This is a genomic window from Arthrobacter sp. zg-Y750, from assembly GCF_020907365.1.
Taxonomy (GTDB): domain Bacteria; phylum Actinomycetota; class Actinomycetes; order Actinomycetales; family Micrococcaceae; genus Arthrobacter_B.
In genome coordinates, this window is the sequence record NZ_JAJJOC010000014.1 from 22,465 (window position 1) to 35,034 (window position 12,570).

The 12,570-nt window shown below is 65.9% G+C and carries 10 protein-coding genes; 6 read left to right on the plus strand and 4 right to left on the minus strand.

Annotated features, from left to right (window positions below; all coding sequences use genetic code 11):
• The first annotated feature begins 93 nt into the window (after nt 1–93).
• The gene (locus tag LOC57_RS10575) at nt 94–1,137 is read left to right on the plus strand and encodes a polyprenyl synthetase family protein (protein ID WP_227910858.1); all 1,044 of its coding nucleotides are present in this window, start codon (nt 94–96) and stop codon (nt 1,135–1,137) included.
• A 174-nt stretch (nt 1,138–1,311) separates the two neighbouring features.
• Here LOC57_RS10575 and LOC57_RS10580 read toward each other — a convergent pair whose 3' ends face one another.
• The gene (locus LOC57_RS10580; RefSeq protein WP_227910833.1) at nt 1,312–1,665 is read right to left on the minus strand and encodes an Rv2175c family DNA-binding protein; all 354 of its coding nucleotides are present in this window, start codon (nt 1,663–1,665) and stop codon (nt 1,312–1,314) included.
• 306 nt (nt 1,666–1,971) lie between these two features.
• Here LOC57_RS10580 and LOC57_RS10585 point away from each other — a divergent pair, with 306 nt between their 5' ends.
• Complete coding sequence (locus LOC57_RS10585; protein WP_227910832.1) at nt 1,972–3,285, plus strand: lytic transglycosylase domain-containing protein; 1,314 nt, start codon at nt 1,972–1,974, stop codon at nt 3,283–3,285.
• A gap of 86 nt (nt 3,286–3,371) precedes the next feature.
• Entirely contained in the window at nt 3,372–5,537 is a 2,166-nt protein-coding gene (locus LOC57_RS10590) for a Stk1 family PASTA domain-containing Ser/Thr kinase (protein ID WP_229959611.1), read from the plus strand.
• 55 nt (nt 5,538–5,592) lie between these two features.
• On the opposite strand, the gene LOC57_RS10595 is transcribed toward LOC57_RS10590, so the two are convergent.
• Together LOC57_RS10595 and LOC57_RS10600 are read right to left on the minus strand one after the other, a co-directional pair.
• Nucleotides 5,593–6,996 (minus strand): class II 3-deoxy-7-phosphoheptulonate synthase, encoded by a 1,404-nt coding sequence (locus tag LOC57_RS10595; protein WP_229959613.1) that lies wholly within the window; start codon nt 6,994–6,996, stop codon nt 5,593–5,595.
• A gap of 92 nt (nt 6,997–7,088) precedes the next feature.
• Nucleotides 7,089–8,018: a lysophospholipid acyltransferase family protein gene (locus tag LOC57_RS10600; protein ID WP_229959615.1), complete on the minus strand. Its 930-nt coding sequence runs from the start codon at nt 8,016–8,018 to the stop codon at nt 7,089–7,091.
• 167 nt (nt 8,019–8,185) lie between these two features.
• Here LOC57_RS10600 and LOC57_RS10605 point away from each other — a divergent pair, with 167 nt between their 5' ends.
• Nucleotides 8,186–8,950 carry an alpha/beta hydrolase gene (locus tag LOC57_RS10605; RefSeq protein ID WP_227910828.1) on the plus strand — a complete coding sequence of 255 codons (765 nt, stop codon included), beginning with the start codon at nt 8,186–8,188 and terminating at the stop codon, nt 8,948–8,950.
• Entirely contained in the window at nt 8,947–9,456 is a 510-nt protein-coding gene (locus tag LOC57_RS10610; protein WP_227910827.1) for a hypothetical protein, read from the plus strand. The genes LOC57_RS10605 and LOC57_RS10610 overlap by 4 nt, the downstream gene beginning before the upstream one ends.
• A gap of 76 nt (nt 9,457–9,532) precedes the next feature.
• On the opposite strand, the gene LOC57_RS10615 is transcribed toward LOC57_RS10610, so the two are convergent.
• Nucleotides 9,533–10,606 carry an ROK family glucokinase gene (locus LOC57_RS10615; RefSeq protein ID WP_442860717.1) on the minus strand — a complete coding sequence of 358 codons (1,074 nt, stop codon included), beginning with the start codon at nt 10,604–10,606 and terminating at the stop codon, nt 9,533–9,535.
• Nucleotides 10,607–10,745: 139 nt separating this feature from the next.
• Here LOC57_RS10615 and LOC57_RS10620 point away from each other — a divergent pair, with 139 nt between their 5' ends.
• The gene (locus LOC57_RS10620; RefSeq protein WP_229959617.1) at nt 10,746–12,554 is read left to right on the plus strand and encodes an AMP-dependent synthetase/ligase; all 1,809 of its coding nucleotides are present in this window, start codon (nt 10,746–10,748) and stop codon (nt 12,552–12,554) included.
• Nucleotides 12,555–12,570 lie beyond the last annotated feature (16 nt).

Below are 12,570 nucleotides of genomic sequence, written 5' to 3' on the forward strand. Positions count from 1 at the left end.
GGATCAGGTCCCGCTTCGGCCAACGGGGTCCACGGTTCCCCCGCCCCGCTCCCGGCAGAAGCGGCCGAACATGAGCAGGCCGGGTACAGGGCCCTGCTGGGCGCGGAACTGGAAGACTTCCTGGCTGTCCAGCATTCGGTCCTCGCGGAAGTGTCCGCAGAAGCCCTCCCGCTGCTGGACGCGGTCCGAAACCTCGCCCGCGGCGGAAAACGGCTCCGTGCCCTGCTGGCCTATTGGGGCTGGCGTGGAGCGGGCGGCGCCGCCCTGGCGCCCGATGCGGTCCGGGCCGGGGTAGCCCTGGAACTGTTCCAGAGCGCAGCACTGATCCATGACGACATCATTGACCGCTCGGACACGCGGCGAGGCGGACCCAGCGTCCACCGGACCTTCTCCATCGCGCACGCAGATTCCAACTGGCATCTGGACGGATCCCACTTCGGTGCCTCGGCCGGCATCCTTGCCGGCGACCTGTGCCTTTCCCTCAGCGAGGAGATGTTCACCGCCGTCGGGCAGCGCGCTGCACACGGCACGACGGCCCGGAGGATCTTCAACCGGATGCGCACGGAGGTGATGGCCGGCCAGTACCTGGACATCCTTGAAGAGGTTGTCGGCCCGAGCCACGAACCTGAGCACGCGGTAGTCCGGGCCCGGAATATCCTGCGCTACAAGGCAGCCAAATACACCACGGAACATCCCCTGACCCTGGGCGGCGCGCTTGCCGGAGCGGAACCTGACCTGTTGTCCGGCTATTCGCGTTTTGCCCTGCCGCTGGGCGAGGCCTTCCAACTGCGTGACGATGTGCTGGGGGTCTTCGGGGATCCGCAGACCACGGGCAAGCCTGCCGGTGACGATTTGCGGGAGGGTAAGCGTACGGTCCTGATTGCCTATGCACTCGCCGGCGGTGAGCACGCGCGCAGGGAGATCACTGCCAGGCTCGGGGATCCGGAGCTGGACGACGACGGCGTTGCCGTCCTGCGCGGAATCATCCAGGAGACGGGTGCACTGGCTGCCACCGAAGAGCTCATCTCCCGGCACACGGAAACTGCCTTCTCCGCCCTCGGGGATCTGTCCCTGGACGAAGTGTCACGGGCGGCGCTGGATGCATTGGCGCATGCAGCCGTCCGGCGCAGCGCCTAGCCGACAACCAGGCAGCACAGCCAACACAGGCAAGGGAGCATCCCAAGACACAAAGCCGCCCCGTCAGCGACGGGGCGGCTTTGTGTTGTCCAGCTGTGTTGTCCAGCTGTGTTGTCCAGATTTTGTCCAGCTATTTTCCTGCGGTTACCGGCGGTTACCGGCGGAAGCGGACCACTACCAGGCCAGGGCCTGCGCCCGTCGCCGGATTTCAGTCTTGCGTCCTTCCCGGAGCGCGTCGACGGGACGTCCCGGCAGGGTGTCATCAGCGGTGAACAGCCAGCGGATCATTTCGTCATCATGGAAGCCCGCATCGTTCAGCACCGAGATAGTGCCCTTGAGGCTGTCCAGCACGGCGCCGTCAGCGATAAAGGCAGCCGGGACACTGCGGATCTTCCGTTCCCCCAGGCGGACGGCCACGAGGGCGCGCTCCTCCAGCAGGCTGTGCACCTTGTTAATGGGGAGGTCGAGTTGTTCAGCCACGTCGGGCAGGGTCAGCCAGTCGGAAACCAGTTCCTGAAGTTCATTCACCCTTCAAGGGTGCCACGACCCGGGCACCCCGGGCCACTCGGGCTTTAGTGGCCTAACTGAAACACAAATGGGACTACTCAGGTATTGTGCGGCACCGCCCTTGGTGTAAATTCACAGGAGTACCAGAAGTCACATCAGTAACAAATGCAACAGTAGTAACAGAAATAACAGCTTTCGAGCCCTACCACTTGTTTTTAGTCCCAAGGATTGCGGTAAAGGCCGCGGCCATCACAGATGAGGAAACAGCACCATATGAACGCATCGTCAACAACGGGAACGCAAAGCGCACGTCCCGCTGGTACCGGAATGCCGCGCAAACTGAGTGTCGCGGTGACAACGGCCGCCATTCCGGCAGTGATGATGTCCGCCCTGGCCCTTGCCGAGCCGGCCGCTGCTGCGCCCACCGCCCCGCAGAACACGCTGTTCCCCCAGATGCCGCTCCAGGCCATTAAGAACCTGAACACCGGTGCATCAACCGGAGTTGCCGCCTCACAGCTGGCCACCCAGGTTCCGGCTACCCTGCCGGCCGAGTCCTCCGTCCCCGCCACGCACCGCATTGTCCGCGGCGACACCGTGACCTCCATCGCTGCCCAGTACGGTCTCTCCGTGACCGAACTCCTGCGCGTGAACAACCTGCAGTCCACGTCCCTCATCTTTGCGGGCGAGGAACTCCGGCTGACCGGTGCTGCTGCCCCCGCCGCCCCCGCTTCCCCCGAAGCTCCGGCTGCCTCCGCCGGCACCTACACCGTGGTCTCCGGGGATACGCTCAGCGGCATTGCAGCCCGCCACGGCGTCAGCCTCTCCAGTGTCCTCTCTGCCAACGGACTGACCCTCACCTCGGTGATCTACCCCGGCCAGTCCATCCGCGTTGACGGATCCGCACCGGCCGCCCCGTCCGCCACGCCGGCCGACGTCGCCGTCGCGCCCGCTGACGCGGGAGCGTCCACCTACACCGTGGTCTCCGGCGACACGCTGAGCGGCATCGCCGCCCGGCACGGAGTCAGCCTGACCACGGTCCTGGCAGCCAACGGCCTCACCACGACGTCGGTGATCCACCCGGGCCAGAAGATCGCCGTCAGCGGCAGCACCATCAGCATCGCGTCCTCGGCCCCGGTTACCGCGGCACCCACGGACCTGGTGCCCAGCACCTTCCTGCACTACACCTACCCGGAACACACTGTTGCCGGCGCCAACCTGAACAAGCAGACGCTGAACTCCCTGCCGGTTCCCAGCCGCGCCCAGATGCAGCAGATTGTTGCCGATACCGCAGCCCAGATGGGCGTCGACCCGGCCCTGGCGCAGGCCTTCGCCCTGCAGGAGTCCGGCTTCGACCAGCGGGCAGTATCCCCCGCCAACGCCATCGGCACCATGCAGGTCATCCCGTCCTCGGGAGAATGGGCTTCCCAGCTGGTGGGACGCCAGCTGAACCTGTTGGACCCCTATGACAACGCCACGGCGGGCGTGGCCATCATCAGCGCGCTGGTCCGCAGCAGTGACAGCCTGGAGACCGCCATCGCGTCCTACTACCAGGGCCAGTACTCGGTGAACACCTACGGCATGTTCGCCGACACGCAGGGGTACGTGAACTCCGTGCTCGCACACAGGTCCTCCTTCCTGTAGGCAAAACGCAAGGCCTGAAGCGCAGCGAAGGGTCCGGATCGGGTGTCGATCCGGACCCTTTCGCCTACCCCCATTAGGATCGAAGAGTGCAAGAGCCCCTGAAAGACTCCCTCGTTGAGACGCTGGTAGACGAGCGCTACTACGTCCGGTCCCTGATTGCGCGCGGAGGCATGTCCTCCGTCTACCTCGCCACCGACCGCCGGCTGGACCGCGACGTCGCGCTGAAAGTGCTGTATCCGCACCTCGCCGCAGACCGTGGATTCCTGCGGCGTTTCGAAAGCGAAGCCAAGTCCGCCGCCCGGCTGTCCCACCCCCACGTTGTGGGCGTACTGGACCAGGGCATTACCGAGGACCTCGCCTACCTGGTCATGGAGTACGTGCCGGGACGCACCCTTCGCGGATTGCTCGATGAGCGGGGTTCCCTGTCCCCGCGGCTGGCCCTGGCACTGATGGACGCCGTAGTTGAGGGACTCGCGGCTGCGCACGACGCCGGCCTGGTCCACCGCGACGTCAAGCCGGAGAACGTCCTCCTGGCGGAGAACGGCCGGATCAAGATTGCCGACTTCGGCCTTGCCCGGGCCGTCTCCACAAGCACCAATACCGGAACCCTGGTGGGAACCGTTGCCTACCTGGCACCAGAACTCGTGACGGGGGCCGTAGCGGACGAGCGCAGCGATGTGTACTCGGCCGGCATCATGCTGTACGAGATGCTGACCGGGCGCCAGCCGTACACGGGCGAGGTACCCATCCAGGTGGCTTTCGCACATGTCCATTCCACCGTTCCGGCACCCTCCGTCCTCTGCCCGGGACTTGCCGAGGATCTCGACGAACTTGTCCGTTGGTGCACGGCCCGGGACCCGGAAGACCGTCCGGTCAACGGCCGGGCGCTGCTGGGGGAACTGCGGCATATCCGTACGTCCCTGAGCGATGCGGAACTGGACTTCCACTGCCCGCCCGCCGGTGCCGGCGTTGGCTCCCCCGGCGCCGCCACCCAGGCCCTGCCGGCACTCCCGAAGATGCCTCCCGGTGCCACCGAGGTGCTTTCCGCAGCAGGTGCCACCAGCATCATCGACACCTCCGACCTTCGTCCGCCCGCTTCGGGAAGCAACCACACAGAGGTGATCCGCCGAAGCGACAATGACACCACCGTTTTCCCGGCCGGCGGCTTCTCCGGACACGGGCCCGCAGACGAAGACGACGACGAGGACGACGACAGCGCGGACTACGGAGACGATGACGGGTACGACGACGAGGGGCTCAGTGCCCGCGCCAGGCGCCGGTTGGACAAGCGCCACGACCGCGACCGGCTGCGCGAGAGCGACCGGGAAGCCCGACGTGCGCAGGTATCCCTGCGCAGCGGCAAATCCCGGCGCCGCGGCATCCTGCTGGGGGTGCTGATAGCTCTCCTGCTGGCCGGAGCAGCCTTCGCCGGCTGGTTCTTCGGCGCCGGGCCTGGAGCACTCGTTTCCGTGCCCGACGTCAGCAACGTTTCCGTGGAAGAGGCCGGCGCGCAGCTCGGTGATGCCGGACTGTCCTACACCACGAACGAGGTGTACGACGAGGTGGTGGCGGCCGGGCTTGCCGTGGGCACGGATCCGGCCGCAACGCTGGAGGTCCGCCGCTTCCGGCCGGTCACATTGCTTGTATCCAAGGGACCGCAGTTGTTTTCCGTGCCCAACCTCGTACAGCGCAACCTCGGGGCTGCACAGGCAGACCTGTCCGAGTCCAGCCTGGCACTCGGTACGGTCACGGAGGAGTACAGCGAAAACGTGGCGTCCGGCAACATCATCAGCCAGGATCCGCTGCCCGACACGGAGCTCCGCCAGGGCACGCCTGTAAACGTCTCCGTATCCAAGGGCCCGGCCCCGATTGAGGTCCCCGCCGTGACGGGACAAAGCCGGGACGCCGCGGTGAAGGCCATAGAGGCCGCGGGGCTCACCGCCGCTGTTTCGCCCGAACAGGTCAACAGCAGCACTGTTCCTGCCGGTGCCGTGGTGTCGCAGACACCAGCGTCGGGCCTTCTGGAACGCGGTTCAACGGTGACCCTGACTATTTCCCTCGGCCCCCGGATGGTCGAGGTACCCAACTATGTGGGGCGCCGGGCCGAGGATGCCAAGGCAGATCTGGAAAGCCGCGGATTCAGCGTGCAGGTCGAAAACCTGCTGGGCGGATTGCTCGGCCTGGTCCGTGACCAGGAGCCCGGCGCCGGAACGGCACCGGAAGGTTCCACCATCACCCTGAAGGTGGTTTAGCCGGCTTTCGGTATGCCGGCCGGGGAGGAGCCAATCCTCCCCGGCCGGCGGGGAGTTACTGGCCCCTGCCGGACAGGGCTCCGGCCACCAGGAACGCCATCTCCAGTGACTGCATGTGGTTCAGGCGGGGGTCGCACACCGATTCATAGCCCTCCGCGAAGGCTTCCTGGTCAATCGGATCGGCACCGCCCAGGCACTCCGCGACGTCGTCGCCGGTCATTTCCACGTGCATCCCGCCCGGGAACGTGCCCAGGGAGTCGTGGACTTCAAAGAAGCCGCGGACTTCATCCATCACGTCATCGAAGTTGCGGGTCTTGTACCCGTTGGGAGATGTAACGGTATTCCCGTGCATGGGATCCGTGACCCACAGGACCTGGGCACCGGAGGCAGTGACCTTCTCCACCAGCTGCGGCAGCTTCTCGCGGATGTTGCGCGCGCCCATCCGGGTAATGAAGGTCAGCCGCCCGGGCTCGCGGTTCGGATCGAGCTTGTCGATCAGGGCCAGGGCGTCCTCGGCACTTGTTGAGGGGCCGAGCTTAACGCCAATGGGGTTGCGCACCCGGGACAGGAAGTCCACATGCGCGGCATTCAGGTCGCGGGTCCGCTCCCCGATCCACAGGAAATGCCCTGACGTGTCATAGGGCTGCCCGGTCCGCGAGTCCACCCGGGTCAGTGCACGTTCGTAGTCAAGGAGCAGGGCCTCATGGCTGGCGAAGAACTCGGTCCGCTTCAGGGCTTCGAAATCGGCCCCGCATGCTTCCATAAAGCGCACTGCACGGTCGATTTCCCGGGCAAGTGACTCGTAGCGCGAGTGTGCCGGGTTGGAGGTGAAACCCTTGTTCCAGTGGTGCACCAGCCGAAGGTCCGCGAACCCGCCCTGGGTGAAGGCACGGATGAGGTTCAGCGTGGAGGCAGAGGTGTGGTAGGCCCGGACCATGCGGGCCGGGTCGTGCCTGCGGGACTCAGGCGTGAACTCATAACCGTTGACCATGTCACCGCGGTAGGCCGGCAGCGTCACGCCGTCCCGGGTCTCGTCGTTGGAGGAGCGCGGCTTCGCGAACTGGCCCGCCATGCGGCCCATCTTGATCACCGGCACCGAGGCGCCGTAGGTCAGCACCACGGCCATCTGCAGCAGGGTCCGCACGCGGGCGCTGATCTTATCGGCGGTCGCGGCCTGGAAGGTCTCTGCGCAGTCGCCGCCCTGCAGGAGGAAGGCCCTCCCCTGCGCGGCTTCAGCCAGACGGGACCGCAGGACATCCACTTCGCCCGCAAACACCAGCGGCGGAACCATCGACAGTTCATCGATGGCGGCCTTATACCCGGGATCATCCTGCCAGGACGGCTGCTGGCCGATCGGGAGGGAGCGCCAGTTATCCAGTTCGGGGTGGCTGGCCGAAGTTGCTGCCGCACCGGTAAGGGTTGTAGGAGTGGAGTCGCTGTCTACGGGTGTGTACGTCACGGCTTAAATCCTACTGGCTGCCTGCCGGGAACAAACAAGAACGTCATATTCCGCCGGACACAGCGCAATACGGTGCCGCCGTGGGCCCGCCCCTAGGCGGTGTGTGAACGGCGCGCGCGGCCTGTGCCGTCGTCGGGCTCCGGCGCACCGGCGGCGGGCTTCCCCTGCTTCCCCCGGGCAGCATCCCGGGATCCCTTGGCCGAACCGATTACCGTAACGGTTCCGGGCAGCTTGTCCCCGGACTCGGTTGGCAGTTCGGAGCCGCCGGTTGCGGGCCCGGCCCCCTTGCCGGCGGCAAGCCGTACTGCCGCGCCACGGGCTTCCGCCGCCTTTCCGCCCTTGCGGGCGGCCAGCTGTTCCTTGACGGTGCTTGCGTACACGTCGACATATTCCTGGCCGGACAGCCGCATCAGTTCGTACATGATTTCATCGGTCACTGCACGCTGGACAAAACGGTCGTTCTCAAGCCCGGCATAGCGGGAGAAATCCAGCGGCCGTCCCACAATGATGCCGATCCGGCGGATGTTGGGGATCCTGCGTCCGATCGGCTGGACTTTGTCAGTACCGATCATGGCCACCGGAATCACCGGTACCCCGGTGGAGAGCACAAGCTTGGCCACACCGGTCTTGCCGCGGTAGAGGCGGCCGTCGGGGCTGCGGGTTCCCTCGGGGTAAATACCCAGCAGGCCGCCGTTCTCCAGAACGTCCACGCCTGCCTTCAGCGAGGATGCGGAGGCGGCACCGCCGGAACGGTCCATCGGCAGCTGGTTGGCAAGCCGGAAGAAAGCAGCCGTGAGTTTACCCTTGAGGCCTTTGCCGTTAAAGTAGTCACTTTTCGCCAGGAAACTCACCGGCCGGGGCACGGCCAGCGGAAGGAAAATCGAATCGGAGAACGACAGGTGATTGCTCACCAGGACGGCAGGACCGGATTCGGGGATGTTGTCCATTCCCTTAACCCAGGGCCTGAAGAGAAGATTTACCACCGGCCCGATGAATATCGTCTTCATCACCCAATAGAACACGCGGTTTGATCTCCCGTCCGGACAAGGCAAAGCTAGGGACCTGTTTGGTTCCCCAGACTCTACTGTATGCGCGCCCCAGCCCGCTGGTTAATTTCAGCGAACGGCGCCTACGAATAGTTTGCCCCTTTTGGGGTGGAAAAAGCGCCCTCTAATGCAACCATAGAGATATGACTTCCCTCCCCGGCGCTGCTGCCTTCTCCTATGAGGGGCACGGTCCCAACGCGGGTGTGGGCGTGCTCCTGAGCCACGGATTCACCGGTTCCCCGGTGAGCATGGCGGCATGGGCACGCCATCTCGCCCATCAGGGATACGCCGTGGAGCTGCCGCTGCTGCCGGGCCACGGGACAAGCTGGCAGGAACTTGCCGTGACGCCCTGGCAGCGCTGGTATGAGGAATACGAGGACGCGTACTTCTCCCTCCGTGCCCGGACCCGGTGTGTTGTATCTGCCGGACTGTCCATGGGCGGCGCCCTGGCCCTGCGCTTGGCGGCCCGCCAGCCGGTGGCCGGTGCCGCCGTCGTAAATCCCGGCCTCACCTTCGGCGACCCGCGTGCCCGGTATTCCGGGGTGCTCAAGTATGTACTCAAATCGGTTCCCGCCATCGGCAACGACATCCGGCTGCCTGGCCAGGACGAAGGCGCCTATGCCCGGACCCCGGTGGCAGCCGTTCAGCAGCTCGGCCGTCTCTTCCGGGACACGGCGGCCAGCCTGCCGGCCGTCACCGCCCCCGTACTGGCCTTCCGCTCGCGGACGGATGCGGTGGTCCCGGAATCCAGCATGGACCTGCTGCGCCGGAGGCTGGTGAACGCCGAGCTGGAAGTGGTTCCGCTGGAAAACAGCTACCACGTGGCAACCATGGACCACGATTCGCTGTTGATTTTTGTCCGTTCGCACGAGTTCATCCAACGGGTTAGCACCGGGGTCCGGACATGAGTGAACGCGAACCCGAGCACAACGAGTCCACCGACGAAGAGGTCTGGAAGGATCTGGTGGCCCGCCTGGAACACATGGACGACGCGGGCCCCGCACCGGATACCCGGCCGTCCCCGCCGGCGGAGCCTGCTGCGGAGCCCGGCCCGGAAGCCTCCGGGGCTCCCGCGTCCCCCGGCACGGCATCGCCGGCTGAACGCACCAGGGCCCTTTTCGAGAACCAGGCGCTGGCGGGCGGGCCGCGGGACTACGCTGCTCCCGACGAGCAGGACGGTGCGTTTGTTCCGCCGGAACCGCCGCCGCTGGGCCTCGGCGAACCGACGGTGGTGCTTGCCTGGCTGGGCGCCGTCGGCGGGCCGCTGCTCCTGCTGGTGTTCGCCATGTTCTGGCGCAGCGCTCCGCTGGCCGTCATCCTCGGCACCGTTGCCGTTTTTGTCGGCTCGGCCGGCTACCTGTTGTTCCGCCTGCCGCAGTACCGCGATGAGGGCGACGACGGCGCGGCCGTCTAGGCGCAGCAGTGCGCCCGCCGCTCCCGTGACGGAGCGCGGCGGGCAATGCCGCCGGAATCTGCCCCACCGCCGCGGTTCAGCGGCGCGCGGCTATCCGGGAGAGGTCTGCGGCGCCGATCAGTCCGGCCGCTGGTCCCAGTGCGGCACGCTCCATGCGGGCCGCGGGGCGGAAGCCCCGGCCGGTGAGGTTGCGGGCGAACGAACGCCGTGCAGGTTCCAGCATCAGGTCTCCTGCATCGCTGACGCCGCCGCCGATCACGAACATTCCCGGATCCAGGGCGGCTGCGAGGTTGGCGAGGCCCAGGCCCAGCCACTGCCCCACCTCGTCGAGGAGCTCGATCGACGCCGGATCTCCTTCCAGGGCCAGCCGCGTGACCACTGCCCCGGTCACGTCCCCTATGTTGCCGTCCACGGCCCGCAGGATTTCCTGGGCTACCGGCGAGTTGGCGGCCGCAAGTTCACGGGCTTCCCGGCCAAGGGCATTGCCGGAAGCATATTGTTCCCAGCAGCCGCGGTTGCCGCATTCGCAGCGGTGGCCGCCGGGCATGATGATCTGGTGTCCGAACTCGCCGGCCACGCCAAAGCGGCCGCGCTCCAGCCGCCCGTCCATCACCATGGCGCCGCCTATCCCGGTGCCCAGGGTGACGCAGACCATCCTGCTCTCCCCCACCCCCGCACCGAACCGGTACTCGGCCCAGGCCGCGCCGTCGGCGTCGTTGACCAGGAACACGCGGCGCCGCAGAAGCCGTTCCAGGTTTTCGCGGAGCGGCTCATTGCGCCAGGCCAGATGCGGACTGAACAGCACGGTGCTGCCGGCCAGGTCCATCCAACCGGCCGCGCCTATGCCAACGGACCAGACATGATGGTCCGCGGAGAGTTCCTGCACCAAATCCACAATGACCGCTTCGACCTCGCGCGGATCATGCCCGGGAGTCAGGCGGCGGGCCTGCCTGAGGACCCGCCCGTCGCCGTCCACCAGGCCGCCTGCCACCTTTGTGCCGCCGATATCAATGCCGATCGCGAGTCCGCGGCGGCGCATCCGGTTGGGCAGGCGCATGGGCCGGCGGGTACGGAAAGGCCCGGCCGCGTCGGGACGGCGCTGCAACGGGGAGGCGGGACGGGGAACAGGTGCTGGGGTAACGGAACGCATCAGAAACCTATTCTAGGGAAACTGCAAGAGGGGTGGCACGAACGTTATCGATCCGCAAGGTTACCGACGGGTACAGAAGTGTGATCTACGTTATAGGCTGGCAGTGCCTACGGGCCTACCGGATATCAAAGGAGCTATCGTGCGAGAATTCAGCGTTCCCGTCCTAGCGGAATCCCCGCCGCAGACAAACATCACCAACATGCTGCTGGACCAGGCTGCCAAGCCGAGCAACCCGGCGCTGTTTGCTGTCCGGGACGGCCAGGGCGAATGGCAGCGCATCAGCGCCACGGAGTTCACCAAGGACGTCCGTGCCCTGGCGAAGGGCTTTGTGGCCGCGGGAGTAAAGGCCGGGGACCGCGTGGGCATCATGTCCCGGACCCGGTACGAATGGACGCTGGTTGACTTTGCCCTGTGGTTCGCCGGAGCCGTTTCGGTTCCGGTCTATGAGACATCCTCCCCGTCCCAAGTCGCCTGGATCCTGAGCGACTCCGGTGCCGTGGGTATTGTGGTCGAAGCGGCCCGGCACGAGAACATTGTCCGGCAGGCGGCCGCCGACGAAGACCTGTCCGCAGTGGCAAACGTGTGGCAGATCGACGGCGGCGGACTTGATACGCTTCGCAGCGCCGGCACGTCCGTCAGTGACGAAAATCTCGAGGTCCGCCGCGCTACGGCCACCATGGAAGACCTCGCCACCATCATTTACACCTCCGGCACCACCGGGAAGCCGAAGGGCTGCGAACTCACGCACGCCAACTTCGTGAACCTGACGAAGAACTCCGAGCTGGCCGAGCCTGAAGTTGCCCGTGAGGGCTCCCAGACCATCATGTTCCTTCCGCTGGCCCATGTGCTTGCCCGTTTTATTTCGGTACTCAGCGTGGGCACCGGTGCCACCGTTGCCCATACCCCCGATGTGAAGAACCTGTTGCCGGACCTGCAAAGCTTCAAGCCCACGTTCATCCTGGTGGTTCCGCGCGTACTGGAAAAGGTCTTCAACGCTTCCATGCTCAAGGCCGAAGACGGCGGCAAGGGCAAGATCTTCCACGCCGGTGTGGCCACCGCTGTGGAATGGTCCCGCGCCAAGCAGGAAGGCAAGGTACCGCTGTCCCTGAAGCTCAAGCACGCTGTGTTCGACCGGCTGCTCTACGGAAAAATCCGCGAGGCCATGGGCGGACGGGTGCAGTATGCCGTTTCCGGCGGTGCTCCCCTGGGTGAGCGGCTGGGGCACTTCTTCCACGGGATCGGCCTGCTGGTGCTCGAAGGCTACGGCCTCACCGAAACCACCGCCCCATTGACCACCAACACCCCGCAGCTGGTCAAGCTCGGCACGGTGGGGGCGCCGCTGCCGGGCAACAGCGTCAAGATCGCCGACGACGGCGAGATCCTCGCCAAGGGCATCAGCGTGATGAAGGGCTACTACAAGCGCCCGGAACTGATGGCGGAAACCTTTACCGACGGCTGGTTCCACACCGGGGATATCGGCGAGCTGGACGCGGACGGCTTCCTGAAGATCACGGGCCGCAAGAAGGAAATCATTGTCACCGCCGGCGGCAAGAACGTGGTCCCCTCCCAGCTGGAGGACTCAATCCGTGCAGACGCCATCGTTTCCCAGTGCGTGGTGGTCGGCGACGCCAAGCCGTTTATTTCCGCGCTGATCACGGTGGATGAAGAAGCACTGCCAGGCTGGTTGGAACGGCACAAGCTGCCGGCCGGCATGACGGTGACCGAGGTGGCCAAGACCGACGAGCTGCAGGCAGAACTCCAGGCCGTGGTTGACCGGGCCAACAAGAAGGTCTCCCAGGCCGAGGCCATCAAGGTGTTCCGGGTGGTCCCCACGGACTTCACCGAGTCAAGCGGGCACCTCACCCCGTCACTGAAGATCAAGCGTGCCCAGGTGCTGCGCGACTTCTCCGAAGTGATTGACGAGATCTACAGCGGGCAGCGCGTCTGATCCTTGCCTGCCGGCC

Coding starts and splice junctions, on each gene's coding strand:
- LOC57_RS10585 (WP_227910832.1), top strand. CDS start 1,972: ATGCCGCGCAAACTGAGTGTCGCGGTGACAACGGCCGCCATTCCGGCA.
- LOC57_RS10605 (WP_227910828.1), top strand. CDS start 8,186: ATGACTTCCCTCCCCGGCGCTGCTGCCTTCTCCTATGAGGGGCACGGT.
- LOC57_RS10610 (WP_227910827.1), top strand. CDS start 8,947: ATGAGTGAACGCGAACCCGAGCACAACGAGTCCACCGACGAAGAGGTC.
- LOC57_RS10615 (WP_442860717.1), bottom strand. CDS start 10,606: ATGCGTTCCGTTACCCCAGCACCTGTTCCCCGTCCCGCCTCCCCGTTG.